Source organism: Pseudomonas sp. S3_B11, from assembly GCF_054667715.1.
The window spans coordinates 1,916,672-1,933,081 of record NZ_CP162749.1 but is presented as its reverse complement, the minus strand read 5'-3'; the positions used below and the strand labels follow the sequence as shown (position 1 = coordinate 1,933,081).

At 61.8% G+C, this 16,410-nt stretch carries 16 protein-coding genes; 7 read left to right on the top strand and 9 right to left on the bottom strand.

The window, feature by feature from the left end; genetic code table 11:
* Positions 1-29: 29 nt before the first annotated feature.
* Positions 30-1,004: a metallophosphoesterase gene (locus tag AB4O22_RS09030; RefSeq protein WP_200893678.1), complete on the bottom strand. Its 975-nt coding sequence runs from the start codon at positions 1,002-1,004 to the stop codon at positions 30-32.
* On the bottom strand, positions 964-1,890 hold the full coding sequence (locus AB4O22_RS09025) for an NAD(+) kinase (protein ID WP_460106683.1): 927 nt from the start codon (positions 1,888-1,890) through the stop codon (positions 964-966). The genes AB4O22_RS09030 and AB4O22_RS09025 overlap by 41 nt, the downstream gene beginning before the upstream one ends.
* A gap of 105 nt (positions 1,891-1,995) precedes the next feature.
* On the opposite strand from AB4O22_RS09025, the gene AB4O22_RS09020 reads away from it, so the two are divergent.
* Complete coding sequence (locus AB4O22_RS09020; protein WP_003202712.1) at positions 1,996-2,964, top strand: DUF1853 family protein; 969 nt, start codon at positions 1,996-1,998, stop codon at positions 2,962-2,964.
* A gap of 121 nt (positions 2,965-3,085) precedes the next feature.
* Here AB4O22_RS09020 and AB4O22_RS09015 read toward each other — a convergent pair whose 3' ends face one another.
* The 3 genes from AB4O22_RS09015 to AB4O22_RS09005 form a co-directional block, all read right to left on the bottom strand.
* Positions 3,086-4,369, bottom strand: a complete 1,284-nt coding sequence (locus AB4O22_RS09015) for an arsenic transporter (protein WP_460105656.1) — start codon at positions 4,367-4,369, stop codon at positions 3,086-3,088.
* Positions 4,370-4,406: 37 nt separating this feature from the next.
* Positions 4,407-4,757 (bottom strand): metalloregulator ArsR/SmtB family transcription factor, encoded by a 351-nt coding sequence (locus AB4O22_RS09010; protein WP_223470586.1) that lies wholly within the window; start codon positions 4,755-4,757, stop codon positions 4,407-4,409.
* A gap of 197 nt (positions 4,758-4,954) precedes the next feature.
* Complete coding sequence (locus AB4O22_RS09005; protein WP_003202716.1) at positions 4,955-5,512, bottom strand: NADPH-dependent FMN reductase; 558 nt, start codon at positions 5,510-5,512, stop codon at positions 4,955-4,957.
* 185 nt (positions 5,513-5,697) lie between these two features.
* Here AB4O22_RS09005 and AB4O22_RS09000 point away from each other — a divergent pair, with 185 nt between their 5' ends.
* Together AB4O22_RS09000 and AB4O22_RS08995 are read left to right on the top strand one after the other, a co-directional pair.
* On the top strand, positions 5,698-5,961 hold the full coding sequence (locus tag AB4O22_RS09000; protein WP_223470584.1) for a hypothetical protein: 264 nt from the start codon (positions 5,698-5,700) through the stop codon (positions 5,959-5,961).
* 86 nt (positions 5,962-6,047) lie between these two features.
* Positions 6,048-6,941 carry a LysR family transcriptional regulator gene (locus AB4O22_RS08995; protein ID WP_426385494.1) on the top strand — a complete coding sequence of 298 codons (894 nt, stop codon included), beginning with the start codon at positions 6,048-6,050 and terminating at the stop codon, positions 6,939-6,941.
* Here AB4O22_RS08995 and AB4O22_RS08990 read toward each other — a convergent pair.
* The 4 genes from AB4O22_RS08990 to AB4O22_RS08975 form a co-directional block, all read right to left on the bottom strand.
* On the bottom strand, positions 6,907-7,521 hold the full coding sequence (locus AB4O22_RS08990) for a GNAT family N-acetyltransferase (RefSeq protein WP_223470580.1): 615 nt from the start codon (positions 7,519-7,521) through the stop codon (positions 6,907-6,909). The two genes, AB4O22_RS08995 and AB4O22_RS08990, sit on opposite strands and share 35 nt — an antisense overlap.
* 264 nt (positions 7,522-7,785) lie before the next feature.
* Positions 7,786-8,547, bottom strand: a complete 762-nt coding sequence (gene dnaQ / locus AB4O22_RS08985; RefSeq protein ID WP_013693564.1) for a DNA polymerase III subunit epsilon — start codon at positions 8,545-8,547, stop codon at positions 7,786-7,788.
* Positions 8,548-8,791: 244 nt separating this feature from the next.
* Entirely contained in the window at positions 8,792-9,244 is a 453-nt protein-coding gene (gene rnhA / locus AB4O22_RS08980) for a ribonuclease HI (RefSeq protein WP_223470579.1), read from the bottom strand.
* 87 nt (positions 9,245-9,331) lie between these two features.
* Entirely contained in the window at positions 9,332-10,090 is a 759-nt protein-coding gene (locus AB4O22_RS08975; protein ID WP_003202728.1) for a class I SAM-dependent methyltransferase, read from the bottom strand.
* Positions 10,091-10,155: 65 nt separating this feature from the next.
* On the opposite strand from AB4O22_RS08975, the gene gloB reads away from it, so the two are divergent.
* The 4 genes from gloB (at position 10,156) to AB4O22_RS08955 (ending at position 16,409) form a co-directional block, all read left to right on the top strand.
* A complete protein-coding gene (gene gloB, locus AB4O22_RS08970) occupies positions 10,156-10,923 on the top strand; it encodes a hydroxyacylglutathione hydrolase (protein ID WP_460096149.1) in 768 nt (255 codons plus the stop codon).
* A 99-nt stretch (positions 10,924-11,022) separates the two neighbouring features.
* On the top strand, positions 11,023-12,471 hold the full coding sequence (locus tag AB4O22_RS08965; RefSeq protein WP_223470573.1) for a transglycosylase SLT domain-containing protein: 1,449 nt from the start codon (positions 11,023-11,025) through the stop codon (positions 12,469-12,471).
* A gap of 255 nt (positions 12,472-12,726) precedes the next feature.
* The gene (locus AB4O22_RS08960; RefSeq protein WP_460096147.1) at positions 12,727-14,559 is read left to right on the top strand and encodes an extracellular solute-binding protein; all 1,833 of its coding nucleotides are present in this window, start codon (positions 12,727-12,729) and stop codon (positions 14,557-14,559) included.
* Positions 14,556-16,409, top strand: a complete 1,854-nt coding sequence (locus AB4O22_RS08955; protein ID WP_053162863.1) for an extracellular solute-binding protein — start codon at positions 14,556-14,558, stop codon at positions 16,407-16,409. Before AB4O22_RS08960 ends, AB4O22_RS08955 begins: the two co-directional genes overlap by 4 nt.
* Position 16,410 lies beyond the last annotated feature (1 nt).

Genomic DNA, 16,410 nt, shown 5'->3' with positions numbered 1-16,410 from the left:
CAAAAAATGCGTTCGCGTGACAGACAGCCTCACTGCACCACCTCCGGCCGCTCGACATCGACCCAGACGAACTTGTGCGGATCCAGGCGGGTTTCCTGGTCGAGGCGATAGGCGACCAGCTTGCCGTAAAGCACCGCGCTGTAATCCAGGCAGGCCAGGTTCGGGCGAATGGGCGCGGGCTTGCCGCTGCGCCAATAGTGGCCGACGAACAGCAACGGTTCATGGACGCCATAGCGCAGCAGGTTGTTTTTTTCATCCGGCGACAGCGGTGTGCGGGCCACCGGTTCTGGCAAGGCGTCGGGCTGGAACACGATGTCGCCGTAGGTCTGCGGGTCGTCTTCCCAGAACTTGGTGCGGAAAAACGAACGAGTCAGGCCATCGCCACCGGTCAGCGTCAGGCCGTGGGGCAGGCGCATGTCGGTGCCACGCAGCAAACGATCGAACACCGTGCTGGCAAAACTGCCCGGTTGCGCCGAGGCCTGGAGGAAATGCTCGTCGACACAACCGTCCGGGAACAGGCCGCGCAGCGGTTCGATCAGGTCCGAATCCCAACAGGCATGCACCACCCGGAACCGGCCGGCGTCGACAAACAGCGGCAGTTCATAGAACCACTTGAGAAAGTCATGCCAGTCGCCGGGATGCTGCTCGAACTGGGTCAGGGTCTCGTTGAGCAGGCGAGCATGACGAGGCGTGTGTTCGCGCACGTAGCGCTGGCCGCTGCCGGGCAAAGCCGGTGTGCTCCAGCCCAGGGCGTTGAACTCGTGGTTGCCCATGATGCACAGCGCCTGGCCGGCCACGACCATGTCGTGGACGATGTGCAGCGCCTCGCGAATCCGCGGGCCACGGTCGATGATGTCCCCCAGGAACACAGCCATGCGCGACGGATGCCGCCAGACCCCACCCTGCTTGTGGTAACCGAGTCGGTCCAGCAGGTGTTCCAGGGTCAGGGCGCATCCATGCACGTCACCGATCAAATCGTAACTGCGCGCAGGATCGAGCATCAGTCGCCTCCACCCCCAACCGACTGCCCCAGCCGAGCTTGGTCCGGCAGACTTCGTAGTAATTGTGATCCAGCGGATGGATCAGGCGCAGCTTCTGCGCTTTTTTGCTGACGGTGATGGTGTCACCCGGCGCGCAGGTGAAATGGTTCTGGCCGTCACAGGACACTTGCGGGTAGATCTGCATATCCTTGGACACGACGATTTTCAGCTCACTGTTGCCATCGACCACAATCGGTCGCCCAGACAAGGTATGGGGGTACATGGGCACAATCACAATAGCGTCGAGCTTGGGGTGCATGATCGGCCCGCCGGCCGACAGCGCGTAGGCCGTGGAACCGGTCGGGGTCGCGACGATCAGGCCGTCGGCCTTCTGGCTGCAGACGAACTGGCCGTCGATGTACAGCTCGAATTCGATCATGCGCGTGGATTTGCCGGGGTGCAGCACCACGTCATTGAGGGCATCGCCCTGGCCGATGGCCTCGGCGTGACGACGGACCTCGGCTTGCAGCAGGAAGCGGTTTTCCACCAGGTAGTGGCCATCCAGCACCTCGGCGACCTTGGTTTCCAGCTCGTCAGGGCGGATATCGGTGAGGAACCCCAGGCTGCCCCGGTTGATCCCCAGCACCGGGATATTGTGTCGCGCCAGGGCCCGGGCGGCCCCCAGCAGACTGCCGTCGCCGCCGACCACGATCACCATGTCGCAGACCTCGCCCAGCATCTTGCGCGACGACGTCTGCAGGCCATGGCCCGGCAAGACTTCGGCGATGGTATCTTCGAGGATCACATGCAGGTGTCGCTCCAGGAGGAAACGTTTGAGACGGCGAACGGTGTCCAACACCTGCGAACTGCCCAGGCGACCGATGATGCCGATATTGCGAAATTGCTCCATGAGGCTCCTGCGAGGGTCTGCGACGGGCGAAAACCACGATTATGGGCGAAAGCGCTCCATAGACAAAATCCTTTAAGCCTTCGTCGCAGCAGCTATGCTCGCAAAATGATCCTGTTCCCTGAATTGCTGGACTTGCCCCGCCGCCTTCGCCATCCCGAAGTGCGCGACCTCGCGTGGGCGATCATCGCCCCGCCGATGCTCATCGACACGCCCTGGCCCCAGCGCCACCCCCTGGCCGGCAGCGACTGGGTGCAGGCGCCTGATCAGCTGGAGCACTGGCTGCGACAACTGGACCGCGACAGCTACCCGCTGCTGCACTGCCTGTCCCTGGGACGGACGCGACGCCTGGGCCTGTATTACGAAAGGCTGTGGCAGTTTGCCGTGCAGCACGCGCCTGGCATCGAACTGATTGCCGCGAACCTGCCGATCCGCCACGAAGGCCATACGCTGGGCGAACTGGACCTGCTGCTGCGCGATCGTGACGGCATCCATCATCTGGAGTTGGCGATCAAGTTGTACCTCGGCCCGCAGCAAGGGGATGGCCGGGACACCGCGCAGTGGCTCGGGCCGGGCTGCCATGACCGACTCGACCGTAAACTGGCGCATTTGCGCGAGCACCAACTCCCCATCTCAGCCCGCCCGGAAAGCCGCGAGGCCTTGGCAGCATTGGGCATTGAGCCGACCGGCCTCGAGGTGTTCCGCTCCGAGCTCTGGCTCGGCGGCTACCTACTCTACCCCTGGCCGGGCCACGCCGACCCGCCGACCGGTGCGCATCCCCGGCATTTGCGGGGCAGTTGGCTGCATCAGCGGGATTGGCCTGCATTCGTCGCCCAGCGCCCACCTGGGCGCTGGCAACCCCTGCCCCGCGCCGCCTGGTTGGCCCCGGCGCATTATCCGGCGGAGCAGACCTGGAGCACCGCGCAACTGGACGCCTGGCGACTGGACCTTGACCCGATGGCGCCAGCGCAACTGATGGTGCGCCTGACTGAAAATGCCGAGGGGGAGTGGGAAGAAGCAGAGCGGCTATTCCTGGTGGCCGATCTTTGGCCGGATGTGCCGGGCCAAAACAGCTGAGTTTTGGAGTGTCTGCCAGGGCCTCATCGCGAGCAAGCTCGCTCCCACAGGGGAGCACATTCATAGAGGAGAATGCATTCCAATGTGGGAGCGAGCTTGCTCGCGATGAAGCCAACTCGGTCTAGAGTGACAACCGCACCGCCAGCGCTGCCAATGTCACCAGCAACACCGGCACTGTCAGTACGATCCCGACCTTGAAGTAGTACCCCCAGCCGATCTGGATGTTCTTGCGCTCCAGCACATGCAGCCACAGCAAAGTCGCCAGGCTGCCGATCGGGGTGATTTTCGGGCCCAGGTCGCTGCCGATGACGTTGGCGTAGATCATCGCCTCCTTCACCACCCCGGTGGCCTGGCTGGCATCGACGGACAAGGCGCCGACCAGCACCGTCGGCAAATTGTTCATGGCCGACGAGAGCAACGCCGTCAGCACGCCGGTGCCCATGGCCGCACCCCACACGCCATATTCGGCGAAGCCGTCGAGCCAATGGGCCAGGTAGCCGGTCAACCCGGCGTTGCGCAGGCCATAGACCACCAGGTACATGCCGAGGGAGAAAATCACGATCTGCCAGGGCGCTTCCTTCATCACCTTGCGGGTGGAAATCTTGTGGCCGCGGGCCGCGACAGCCAGCAGCAACGCAGCACAGACCGCGGAAATCGCGCTGATGGGAATCCCCAGCGGCTCCAGCGCAAAGCAGCCCAGCAGCAGGATCACCAGCACCACCCAGCCGGCATAAAACGTTGCCTTGTCGTGGATCGCCGTCGCCGGATCATCCAGTTGAGCGGGGTCGTAGTCGCGCGGGATGTCGCGACTAAAGAACCACAGCAAGATCGCCAGGCTGGCCGCGACACTGACCAGGTTCACCGGCACCATGACCGCCGCGTAGCGGTTGAAGCCAATGCCGAAGAAGTCCGCCGAGACGATGTTCACCAGGTTCGACACCACCAGCGGCAGGCTCGCGCTGTCGGCAATGAAGCCGGCACCCATCACGAATGCCAGGGTCGCCGCCGGGGAAAACCGCAACGCCAGCAGCATCGAAATCACGATGGGCGTCAGGATCAACGCCGCTCCGTCATTGGCAAACAGGGCCGACACCAGCGCGCCCAGCAGCACCATGAACGCAAACAGCTTGCGCCCGCTGCCCTTTCCCCAACGGGCCACGTACAAGGCCGCCCAGGCGAAGAAGCCGGCCTCGTCCAGCAGCAGGCTGATGATGATCAGCGCGACAAACGTACCGGTGGCGTTCCAGATGATCTGCCAGACCAGCGCAATGTCGCCGACCTGCACCACCCCGCTCAACAACGCCAGCAGCGCGCCGAGCGTCGCGCTCCAGCCGACGCCAAGCCCCTTGGGCTGCCAGATCACCAACGTAATGGTCAGCAGGAAAATCAATGACGCGATCAGCATGCGCAACAGCCTTGGAAGAAGGATAGAAAAGAGGAAATCAGCAGCAACGCGCCACCGGACGATCAGCCATGGCACCCAAACGCTCGACATCCGCCATCAGCCACGCCGTGTTGGCCGCCAACGCCTGCGCCAGCAAAGTGCTGACCCAGGCCGGCAACTGCGGATGCAGACGGTAGTAAACCCATTGCCCCTGGCGCCGGTCGCTGAGCAGGCCGGCGTTACGCAACTGCGCCAGGTGCCGGGAAATCTTCGGCTGGCTCAGGCTCAGCGCGGCGGTGAGCTCACAGACACACAACTCGCCTTCACGGGCCACCAGCAGCGCAATGCGCGTACGGGTGTCATCGGCCAGCGCCTTGAAGACATGGACAGGGTTGTGGGAATCAGACATGGCGAAGGAAGGCCTGGATGAGCGAAGGGCGAATATATGGAAATTCGAATATCCAGTAAAGCGGGGATTGGATTGTCGATGCATCCGCGATGAGGGAATGTATCCCACTGTGGGCGCGAGGCCTGTGGGAGCAAGGCCTTGCTCCCACAGAAAGTCACTTCACCACAAAGGTGCCTTGCCTTAAGTCCAGAGGAGCATCAAGCCTTCTTGTGTTGCTCGACCCACTTGCCGTAGGCATTGATGAACGTCTGCAGGAAGGGCCGTACCGACTCCGACAGGTTGCCCGCCTCGTCAAACGCCGTCCCGGCACCGCTCAGGTAGGCTTCCGGCTGCTGCATGCAGGGAACATCAAGGAATACCAGCGACTGGCGCAAATGATGGTTGGCACCAAAACCACCGATGGCGCCCGGCGAAGCACTGATCACCGCGCCCGGCTTGCCACTCAGGCAACTCTGGCCGTAGGGACGCGAGCCGACGTCGATGGCGTTTTTCAGCGGCGCAGGTACCGAGCGGTTGTACTCAGGCGTGACGAACAACAAAGCGTCGGCCGCGCCCACCTGCTGACGGAAAGTGCTGTAGGCTGCCGGAGGGGAAACATCGATGTCTTCGTTGTAGAGCGGCAACTCGCCGATCTCGACGATGTTCAGCTTGAGGTTGGCTGGCGCCAGGTCAGCCAGTGCCAGCGCGACCTTACGGTTGATCGATGCCTTGCGCAGGCTGCCCACTAAAACGGCCACTGTGTAGACATTACTCATGAGAGGCTTCTCGACTATCGGCTCAAAGGAGCCTGTAGTTATAGATGATCGGGGTGACAATTGGACCAGCGGAGCGACGAAAACCTGTCGGCTGGACTATTTTTTTCATGTAGGAAAACTTACCGCGCTTGACCAAGGTCTACAGAACCGCAAATCGAGTGATTTATTTCCAGAGGTTCTAAGCAATGGCAGCAGTACTTGTCGGACAATTTCATGCGCGGGACGCCGAAGGTCGCGTCTACTCAGTGCATGAGTTTCAGGAATCGACCCCGTCGCCCGACGGAAACGGCAAGGAGCCTGTCACCACTTATAAGCTGGCCATCGGTGATCGAGTCAATAAACTCGAAGACGGCAAATTTATGCTGGTGCAATCTCAAATCGAATTGACGCGCGAACCGGAAACGCCACTGCAGGTGCAAACACCCACTGAAACGCAAATAGCTTCATAACCGGCAGTTATGAGCAGAAGTCGTGCCCGGACTTGGGTTAGGATTCAGCCACTCAATGGCTCACCCGCCGAACATGGACTTCTTGCATGCGTTTACGCCACATCGAAGTGATCCAGGCGCTGCTGCAGACCGGTCACCTCGGCACGGCGGCCGAGTGGCTGCAACTGCCGGTGGCGGAGGTCGAGGCGATCCTGCGCGATGCCGAGGCCCAGCTGGGCTTCATGCTGTTTGCCAGCGTGCGCGGGCGCCTGCAGGCCACCCGGGAAACCCTCGAACTGCGCGACGGCATCACGCGGGTGTACGACACCCTCGAACCGGTGCAGCGCCTGGCCAGCAGCCTGAAACACTATCAGGCGCCACCCTTGCGCATTATCTGCACCCCGCCGCTGGCCCAGCAGTTGTTGCCCCAGAGCATTGCCGCCATGCGTCGCCGCCATCCGGATGCGCCGTGCACCCTGCTCAGCCAACCGACCCGCGACATCGTCCACAGCCTGCTGTTGCGTGAAAGCGACCTGGGCCTGAGCTTGCACGACCCCGAACACCCCGACATTCATTGCCAGATGATCGCCCAGGGCAAACTGCAATTGCTGGCACCTCACGGCTGGCTGCAACCACGACAGAAATACATTTCGCTCCAGGACCTGGCGGGCCAGCCGTTGGTAGGCCTGGATGGCCATGACCCGCTGAGCCCTGCCTTCGAGCATAAACTGGCGGCGCTGCGTCCGGCGCCAATGATCCAGATCCGCGTCCAGACCCATCAGATGATGCGTGCCATGGTCGAGGCCGGCGAAGGCCTTGCCATCGTCGACCCGTTCACGGCCTCGGGCGCCAAGGGCAGTGGCCTGGACGTCTGCCCGGTATCGCCCGCCATTGCGATCGGTCTCTATGCCCTGAGCCTGAACGGCACGCAGCCCTCACCCGCCGTCCAATCGCTGCTGGAACGGGTTACGGAACAAGCCGAGGCGTTGCTGAGCCACTGATCGACATGCCCAGCGGATCATCGAACAGCCGGTACCAGAACAACGCCACTTCGTCGGTATGCCGGTCAATGCCGCGATAGCGCAGGTGATCGATACCGCCGAGCACGTAGCCGCAACGCTCATAGAGCCGGCAGGCACCCAGATTGTTGTTCTGGGTCTCGAGCATGATGCCCGGCAGTTTTTTCTTGCGACTCCAGAACTGGGCGACATCGAGCAACGCCTTGGCCACCCCGTGGCGACGGGCCGGCGCATGCACCGCCAACTCGTCGATGTGGGCATAGCCGTTCCAGTTGGTACTGACCACCAGATGCCCCACGGGCTGGTCGTCGAGATAAGCCATGAAGATCTCGCTGTCCGGGGCATTGCGGAAGCTGCTGAATTCCTCGGGATCGATGCCATAGCACTTGCGATAGGGAACAATGGGCGTCACCGCCCATTGGTTGACGGGCCGGCCGATCTGCGCCGTCGCGTAGTCGCTGACTTCGAAGCTGAAGTCGCTGCCCCAGATATAGGCGGCAAAGCCGTCATCGACGATGCGCACCGACAACCCGGGGTGTTTGGGATTCATGACCGGTTGCATACTGGGGAAGGTCCTCATTCCTTGAGACAACCAACGGCGTGGTGCCATCCATTGCCCTTGCCTTTCAAATCTTCACACATCAAGCGGGATCCGTAGCCTGCCCGTTACCTCAGGTTAGAAGGTCGTGGCGATTGTGGCGAGAAATGAAACGAAAGAGAGTGACAGTCTTTGTGGGAGCGGGCTTGCTCGCGAATACGGCGGCACCTTTGGCATCGATGCAAACTGACTCACCGCTTTCGCGAGCAAGCCCGCTCCCACAAGGGGTCAGTTCGCCGTAGCCTGCGACTCGGCCAACTGCGTCCACAATGCCGGAGCACCTGCGGACTTGGCGATGGCTTCCAGACGCGCGGCATGTTCGGCCAGGTCGCTTTCGCTGGCGCGGATAATCCGCGATGGCTGGCGGTCAGCGGGCAAACGCCGGATTTCCGTGGCCTGGTTGCCAGAGCCTTCACCGGTACCGTTGCCGTCCGAGGCGTTACCGGCCAGGGACAGGCTGGTCTGGCCGCCGGTCATGGTCAGGTAGACGTCGGCCAGGATCTCGGAGTCGAGCAAGGCGCCGTGCAGTTCACGACCGGAGTTGTCGACGCCGTAGCGCTTGCACAGGGCGTCGAGGCTGTTGCGCTGCCCAGGGTGACGTTCCCGGGCCATCATCAGGGTATCGAGGATGGTGCAATGCTGGGTAATGTCAGCCCGGTCGTGCTGGCCCATCAGGGCGAATTCGTTGTTGATGAACCCGACGTCGAACGCCGCGTTGTGGATGATCAACTGCGCGCCCTGGATGAATTCGAAGAACTCATCGGCCACTTCGGCGAAACGCGGCTTGCCCACCAGAAATTCGTTGGTGATGCCGTGCACGCCGATGGCGCCCTCGTCACTTTCGCGATCCGGTTGCAGGTAAACGTGGAAATGGCGACCGGTCAGGCGCCGGCCGATCAGCTCGACACAACCGATTTCAATAATCCGGTGACCATCGGTCACCGGCATGCCGGTGGTTTCGGTATCCAGTACTACAGATCTGTTGGCCATCAGTGTTCAGCTCTCAGCGGGCAGTCTTGCAAAAGCGCGGATCTTAACACGCTCTTGTGGCAAGGGGATTTACCTGGGAGCCAGGCTGGTGGAAGCAAGTGATGAGCGAAAGCAAACACTGTGGGAGCAAAGCTTGCTCGCGATGAAGATCACGCGGTCTTTCAGGAAAACCGGGGCGCCTGTGTCGCGAGCAAGCTTTGCTCCCACACAAGCGCCTCGTCACAGGAGGGTACATCCGGCTGAATCAGGCCTGCTTGTAGCCCCGAACCTCATCGACCCCACGATTGGCCAACTGGTCGGCCCGTTCGTTGCCGTGGTGGCCGATGTGGCCGCGCACCCATTTCCAGGTGACGTTGTGGCGGCTGACCTGTTCATCCAGCAGCTTCCAGAGGTCGGCGTTTTTCACCGGTTCCTTCGCCGCCGTCTTCCAGCCACGTTTCTTCCAGTTCGCCATCCACTCGTTGATGCCCTTCATGACGTACTGCGAGTCGGTCACCAGCAACACATCGCAAGGCCGCTTGAGCTCTTCCAGGCCACGGATGGCGCCCATCAGCTCCATGCGATTGTTGGTGGTATTGGTTTCGCCGCCCCAGAGTTCCTTCTCCACGCCCTTGCACACCAGCAACGCGCCCCAGCCGCCTGGACCGGGGTTGCCCTTGCAGGCGCCATCAGTGAAGAGTTCTACGCTATCGCTCATGCCAATCTATCCAAAAAAATGCAAAGGCCCGCCGATCGGGCCCGACAACACCCGCAGCCCAATGCCGGCAAGAACCATCGAAAAAGGTTACGGCTCGATATGGCGACGATTGACCTTGGCCATTGGCAAGGGAATCAGCTTGCCCATCGGCTCGCGTCGCGCCTGGCGCACCGGGCGCAGCCCGACCGCGATCTTGCGTGCCACCAACAGGTAGAAACCGCCGCCGGACAGCTGCCAGTCACCGGCCTTGCGTTCCCAGCCGGCCAGGCGCGCCTGCCACTTGGGCGACGCAAGCGGCGGACGATAGCACCCGAAGCGGCGTTTCTCCAGCGCAAAACCCAGCAGGTTCAGCCAGTCGCCGACCCTCGACGCCGAGATGCAGCGGGCCTGGCGCAAGGCGTCGTGGGCAAACACATGACGCAAGCCCCAAGCGCTCCAGGGATTGATGCCGATGATCAACAGGTGCCCGCCAGGGCGCACGCTGCTGGCGGCTTCACGCAACAGACCGTGGGGCGACAGGCAGAAATCCAGGCCGTGCTGCATGACCACCACGTCGGCGGCATGCTCGCTCAACGGCCAGGCCTGCTCTTCGCAGACGATTTCCACCCCGGGCAACGGCGCTCCCAGGCGCACGTTGCGCTGGACTTGCGGTGCCGACGGCGGCGTTTGCGCCGAAGGCCCGTAGTGCACCAGGTAGCCGCCGAAGAACCGGCCCAACTCGTCTTCGAGCATGTGCCTTTCTTCTTCCAGCAAAAATTGCCCGACAGGGCCGGACAGCCATTCACGGGCGGCGCTGATCAACGCCAGCCAGTCAGGATCAGCCTGAGCGAACGCTTCATCGGTCATTGCATTCTCCAACGCGTCAGGAAGTTCTAAGATGCGCCTTTGTTTTCCGCTTGGCGAATTCCACGATGATACAGATCAGTGCCCTGCCCGCATTCACCGATAACTACATCTGGTTGTTACAGGACCACGCCACCCAGCGCTGCGCCGTGGTCGACCCGGGTGACGCCGCGCCGGTGCAGGCCTGGCTCGAGACCCATCCGGGCTGGGTCCTGAGCGACATCCTGATCACCCATCATCACCATGATCATGTCGGCGGCGTCCAGGCGCTGAAGAATGCGACGAACGCCACCGTTTACGGTCCGGCCAGCGAAAACATCCCGGCGCGGGACAAGGCCCTGCATGACAACGACACGGTCAGCGTGCTCGGCTGGGACTTCGATGTCTATGCCGTGCCTGGCCATACCCTGGGGCACATCGCCTACTACCATCACGGCCTGCTGTTCTGTGGCGACACCCTGTTCGCCGCCGGTTGCGGCCGGCTCTTCGAAGGCACGCCTGCGCAAATGCACCATTCGCTCAGTCGCCTCGCCGCCCTGCCTGAAGATACGCTGGTCTACTGCACCCATGAATATACCCTCAGCAACCTGAAGTTCGCCGCCGCCGTGGAGCCCGGCAACCCGGACGTCGCCGCCCGCCTGGAAAAAGTCAGCCAGCAACGCAGCGAAGGCATCATGACGCTACCCTCGACCCTGGCCCTGGAAAAACTCACCAACCCGTTCCTGCGCACGACTGAAACATCTGTTAAACAAAAAGCAGACGAACGGAACGGCCAGCGAAACCAGACGCCGAGTGAGGTTTTTGCGGCCTTGAGGGCTTGGAAAGATACGTTCTAAGGCAGCTATCGATTGATACAAAAATTCTGAAAGGTTGACCTGTTGGGGTGCGCTTCCTAGAATCGGCCGACATTTTTGCCCGGAACTTACTTCCAGCCAATGTCGTCATCTATACGCAGGTCCGTCCAGTCAGACACATTGACCCGCTTGGCTCAAGCCATTGCGGTGGCCGTGTCCGCCACATTGGCGGGCTGCCAGAGCACGAGCCAGCTGCCGCAGACCGACGCGGCGCACACGCCGAATATCGCCGCTCGCGCCAAACAGAAGCCGGTATGGCTCAGTGAGAAACCCAGCCCTCAAGTACCCCAGGACGTCTGGGAGCGCATGCGCCAAGGTTTCCAGCTGCAGGAAACGGCCGGCGTCAATCCACGTATCGAGCAACAGCGCCTGTGGTTCGCCAGCAACCCTTCCTTCATGGAAAACGCCGGTGAGCGTGGCAGCCTGTACATCCATTACATCGTCGAACGCCTCGAAGAGCGCAACATGCCGCTGGAGCTAGCGTTGCTGCCGGTGATCGAGAGTGCCTACAACCCCATGGCCTATTCCCGGGCCAACGCAGTGGGCCTGTGGCAATTCATCCCGTCCACGGGGCGTTACTTCAACCTGCGCCAGACCCGCTTCTATGACGGGCGTCGCGATATCACCGCCTCCACCACGGCCGCCCTGGACTACCTGACGCGCCTGCACGACATGTTCAACGGCGACTGGTTGCTGGCGCTGGCCGCCTACAACGCCGGCGAGGGTACGGTCAGCCGCGCCATCGAGCGCAACGAGAAGCTTGGCCTGCCCACCGACTACTGGAACCTGCCGCTGCCCAGCGAAACCCAGGCCTATGTGCCGAAGTTGCTGGCGCTGTCCCAGGTGGTGCTCTCGCCCGATGCCTATGGCGTGAACCTCAACCCGATCGCCAACGAACCCTATTTCCAGGTCGTCGAGATCAACCAGCGCATGGACCTGTCCAAGGTCGCGGCGGTGGCCAACATCGACGAAGACGAGCTGTTCCAGCTCAACCCGGCCTTCAAGCAGCGCACCACCATCGACGGCCCCCAGCACCTGCTGGTGCCCACGTCCAAGGCCCAGTTGCTGACCGCCAGCCTGTCGACCATGCGCCCCGAAGAGCTGATCAGCCAGCGCTCGCTCAAGCCGGTGTTCGAGACAGCCGACGACAGCGACGTGGAAGGCGCCCGGCGAACCTACCGTGTCAAGCGCGGCGAAAACCTCGCCCAGATCGCCAAGGCCAACAACGTCCAGACCAAAGACTTGCAACGCTGGAACAAACTCAGCGGCAACAAGCTCAAGGTCGGCCAGACCCTGGTGATGCAGGACGCCAAGGCCAGCAAGACCACCGGCAAGCGCATCAGTACCGTGGTGGCCGCCAATAGCAAGGACCAGAAGAAGCAGACCCAATACAAGGTCAAGCAAGGTGATTCGCTGTACGTCGTCGCCAAGCGCTTCAACGTGGAAATGCAGCACCTCAAGCGCTGGAACCCGCGGATGGGCAAGGCACTCAAGCCTGGACAGATGCTGACGGTCTACTCCCCGCACTGAGGTGACCGGGGAGCTTTGTGTGGTGAGGGAACTCATCTGTGGGGGGCAAGGCCTGTGGGAGCAAGGCTTGCCCGCGATGGCCACACCGCGGTTTAACAGTTGAACCGCGATATCGTTCATCGCGGGCAAGCCTTGCTCCCACAGGTATCCGCTTAGCTGACTGGCATCCCCTCTAAACCCCGCCTTTTTCCTGTCGATACAAGCTGTTACTGTACAGGCCATAAAAGCCCAAGCCGCCTGGATCGGATCTCAGACTTGATACGTCCCCTCCTCTTGCTCCTGATCAGCCTGGCCTTGAGCTCTCCCGCCAGCGCAGCCATCAGCGAAAGCCATGGCTATGCGCAGTTCGGCACGCTCAAGTACCCGGCCAGATTCACCCACTTCGACTGGGTCAACCCGCAAGCGCCCAAGGGCGGTGTCTTGCGAGTCATGGCATTCGGCACCTTCGATACGCTCAACCCCTACACGTTCAAGGGCAGCAGCCCGGTTTCCACACCCAATTTCCTGCAATACGGCATCAATGAGCTGAACGAACCACTGATGGTCGGCACCGGCCAGTACGCGCCGTCCGGTGATGAACCGACGTCGAGCTACGGCCTGATCGCCCAGTCGGTGGAATACAGCGAAGACCGCAGTTGGGTGGTGTTCAACCTGCGCCCCGAAGCGCGGTTTCACGATGGCGTGCCCATCACCGCCTATGACGTGGCGTTCTCCTACAGGACGCTGCTCAAGGACGGTCACCCGCAATACCGCACCAACCTGCAGGAAGTGCTGCGTGTCGACATTCTCAATCCACTGAGAATCCGCTTTGTCTTCAAGCGCGCGGGCAATCCGCTGCTGATCCTGCGCCTGGGTGAACTGCCGGTGTTGCCCCAGCATTACTGGAAAGGCCGCGATTTCAAGGCAACGACCTTCGAACCGCCCCTGGGCAGCGGGCCGTATCGCATCACCAAAGTGCAACCAGGCCGCCAACTGGTGTTCGAACGGGTCAAGGATTACTGGGGCAAGGACCTGCCGGTCAATCGTGGCAAGTACAACTACGACCGCATGGACGTGGAGTTCTATCGTGACAGCGAAGTTGCCTTCGAAGCCTTCAAGGCCGGTGAGTTCGACATCTACATCGAACACCAGGCCAAGAACTGGGCCAACGGCTATGACTTTCCGGCGATCAAGCGCGGCGACGTGATCAAGGCGCAGATTCCCCACCAGATCCCGACCCAGACCCAGGGCCTGTTCATGAACACCCGACGCGGCACGTTTGCCGAGGTCAAGGTACGTGAAGCCCTGGGGCTGATGTTCGATTTCGAGTGGACCAACCGCACCCTGTTCAGCGGCGCCTACAAGCGCACCCTCAGTTATTACCCCAACAGCGAGTTTTCCGCCACCGGCCTGCCGGTGGGCCATGAATGGCTGCTGCTCAAGCCATACCGGGAACAATTGCCGCCCAAACTGCTCACCGACCCCTTCAGCTTGCCCAAGACCGACGGTCGCGGCATCCCCCGGGAAACCCTGCGCAAAGCCCTGGGGTTATTGAAGGAAGCCGGTTGGAGCCTCAACGGCCAACGCCTGCTGAACGCCGACAGCCAGCCCCTGAGCTTCGAAATCCTGCTGGTGAACCCGAACCTGGAGCGCATCCTGCAACCCTACGTCGAGAACCTCGCCAGCATCGGCATCCAGGCCCGGCTGCGCACGGTGGACCGCGCCCAGTACAAGCAGCGCCTGGACCAGTTCGACTTCGACATGATCCTGCTGACCTTGAACCAGACCCTCAGCCCGGGCCTCGAGCAATGGCAGTACTTCCACTCCAGCCAGGTCGGGGTCAAGGGCAGCAAGAACTACGCCGGGATCGCCAACCCTGTGGTCGATCATCTGCTGGAAAAGCTGCTCGCCGCCCAGACCCGCGACGAACAGGTCGCCGCCGGCAAGGCCCTGGATCGCGTGCTGCTGTGGCAGCATTACTGCATTCCCAACTGGTATCTCAATTATCATCGCCTGGCGTACCGCAACCGGTTCGCCTTCGTCACCACGCCGCCCTACACCCTGGGCCTGAGCGCATGGTGGCTGAAATCTTCGGAGAAAGATCAATGAAGCCTCTACGTGCCCTGCTCCTGCAGGCCAGCAGCCTGTTATTCGCCGGGCTGGCTTGTGCCGCGCCGCAGCATGCCGTGACCTTGTACAACGAGCCGCCGAAGTATCCGGCGAACTTTCAGCATTTCGACTACGTCAACCCGGACGCGCCCAAAGGCGGGATCTTCCGCCAGGGCGGTTTTGGCGGCTTCGACAGCCTCAACCCGTTCATCAGCAAAGGTGTACCGGCCGACGACATCGGCCTGATCTACGACACCCTGGCCAAGCAGGGCCTGGACGAACCGTTCACCGAATATGGCCTGATCGCCGAAAAAATCGAGAAAGCCCCGGACAATGGCTGGGTACGTTTCTACCTGCGTCCCGAAGCCCGTTTCAACGATGGTCATCCGGTGCGCGCCGAGGACGTGGTCTTCAGCTTCCAGACCCTGACCAAGGACGGCGCGCCGATGTTTCGTGGTTATTACAGCGACGTCGCCGACGTCATCGCCGAAGACCCGCTCAAGGTTTTGTTCAAGTTCAAGCATACTAACAATCGTGAGCTGCCGTTGATCCTCGGCCAACTGCCGGTATTGCCGAAACACTGGTGGGCCGAGCGCGACTTCAGCAAGGGCAACCTGGAGATCCCCCTCGGCAGCGGTCCCTACAAGGTCGCCGAAGTGAAGGCCGGACGCTCGATCCGTTATGAGCGGGTGAAGGATTACTGGGGCAAGGACCTGCCGGTCAATCGCGGCTTCTATAATTTCGACGTACTGACTACCGACTACTACCGCGACAACACCGTCGCGGTCGAGGCCCTGAAAGCCGGTCAGTTCGATTTCTGGCTGGAGATGACCGCCAAGAACTGGGCCAATGCCTACAACATCCCGGCCGTGACCGAAGGCCGGTTGATCAAGGAGCAGATCCCCAACGGCAACCCCACCGGCATGCAAGGCTTTGTCTACAACCTGCGCCGGCCGATCTTCCAGGACATACGGGTGCGCAAGGCCTTGAGCCTGCTGCTGGACTTCGAGTGGACCAACAAGCAACTGTTCAACGGCGCCTACGCCCGCACCCGCAGCTATTTCGAGAATTCGGAAATGGCCGCCACCGGCCTGCCCGGCGAAGACGAGTTGAAGATCCTCGAGCCCCTGCGCGGCAAGATTCCCGAACAGGTCTTCACTGACGCCTTCCAGCCATCGATGTGCGACGGCAGCGGCATGATCCGCGACCAGCAGCGCAAGGCCTACCAATTGCTGCAAGAGGCCGGCTGGCGCATCGTCGACGACAAGATGGTCGATGCCCAGGGCAAACCGGTGGTGCTGGAGTTCCTGCTGGCCCAGACCGAGTTCGAACGGGTGCTGCTGCCGTTCAAGCGCAACCTGAGCGACCTGGGCATCGACCTGGTGATCCGCCGCGTGGACGTGTCCCAGTACATCAACCGCGTGCGTTCCCGGGACTTCGACCTGGTGGTGGGCAGCTTCCCGCAATCCAGTTCGCCGGGTAACGAACAACGCGAGTTCTGGATGTCCGCCGCCGCCGACAAGCCCGGCAGCCGCAACACCATGGGCCTGAAAGATCCGGCCGTGGACCAGTTGGTGGAACAACTGATCAACGCCGATTCGCGCAAGAGCCTGGTGGCCCACGCCCGTGCGCTGGACCGGGTCTTGCAATGGGGCTACTACGTGATCCCGAACTGGCACATCAAGACCTGGCGCGTGGCCTACTGGAACCACATCGGCCATCCGAAAATCACGCCCACCTATGACATCGGCACCACCACCTGGTGGGTCAAGCCGGAGGTCAAGCCGGCCGATGAAGTAGAGAAGCAGGTCATCGAGCAGCAAATCGCCGCCCCTGCGAGCGTGGAGTAAC

Bases quoted from the DNA above. Each gene is read 5' to 3' on its own strand.
- AB4O22_RS09025 (WP_460106683.1), bottom strand. From the start codon at position 1,890: ATGGAGCAATTTCGCAATATCGGCATCATCGGTCGCCTGGGCAGTTCG.
- AB4O22_RS09020 (WP_003202712.1), top strand. From the start codon at position 1,996: ATGATCCTGTTCCCTGAATTGCTGGACTTGCCCCGCCGCCTTCGCCAT.
- AB4O22_RS09015 (WP_460105656.1), bottom strand. From the start codon at position 4,369: ATGCTGATCGCGTCATTGATTTTCCTGCTGACCATTACGTTGGTGATC.
- AB4O22_RS09010 (WP_223470586.1), bottom strand. From the start codon at position 4,757: ATGTCTGATTCCCACAACCCTGTCCATGTCTTCAAGGCGCTGGCCGAT.
- AB4O22_RS09005 (WP_003202716.1), bottom strand. From the start codon at position 5,512: ATGAGTAATGTCTACACAGTGGCCGTTTTAGTGGGCAGCCTGCGCAAG.
- AB4O22_RS09000 (WP_223470584.1), top strand. From the start codon at position 5,698: ATGGCAGCAGTACTTGTCGGACAATTTCATGCGCGGGACGCCGAAGGT.
- AB4O22_RS08995 (WP_426385494.1), top strand. From the start codon at position 6,048: ATGCGTTTACGCCACATCGAAGTGATCCAGGCGCTGCTGCAGACCGGT.
- AB4O22_RS08990 (WP_223470580.1), bottom strand. From the start codon at position 7,521: ATGCAACCGGTCATGAATCCCAAACACCCCGGGTTGTCGGTGCGCATC.
- dnaQ (WP_013693564.1), bottom strand. From the start codon at position 8,547: ATGGCCAACAGATCTGTAGTACTGGATACCGAAACCACCGGCATGCCG.
- rnhA (WP_223470579.1), bottom strand. From the start codon at position 9,244: ATGAGCGATAGCGTAGAACTCTTCACTGATGGCGCCTGCAAGGGCAAC.
- AB4O22_RS08975 (WP_003202728.1), bottom strand. From the start codon at position 10,090: ATGACCGATGAAGCGTTCGCTCAGGCTGATCCTGACTGGCTGGCGTTG.
- gloB (WP_460096149.1), top strand. From the start codon at position 10,156: ATGATACAGATCAGTGCCCTGCCCGCATTCACCGATAACTACATCTGG.
- AB4O22_RS08965 (WP_223470573.1), top strand. From the start codon at position 11,023: ATGTCGTCATCTATACGCAGGTCCGTCCAGTCAGACACATTGACCCGC.
- AB4O22_RS08955 (WP_053162863.1), top strand. From the start codon at position 14,556: ATGAAGCCTCTACGTGCCCTGCTCCTGCAGGCCAGCAGCCTGTTATTC.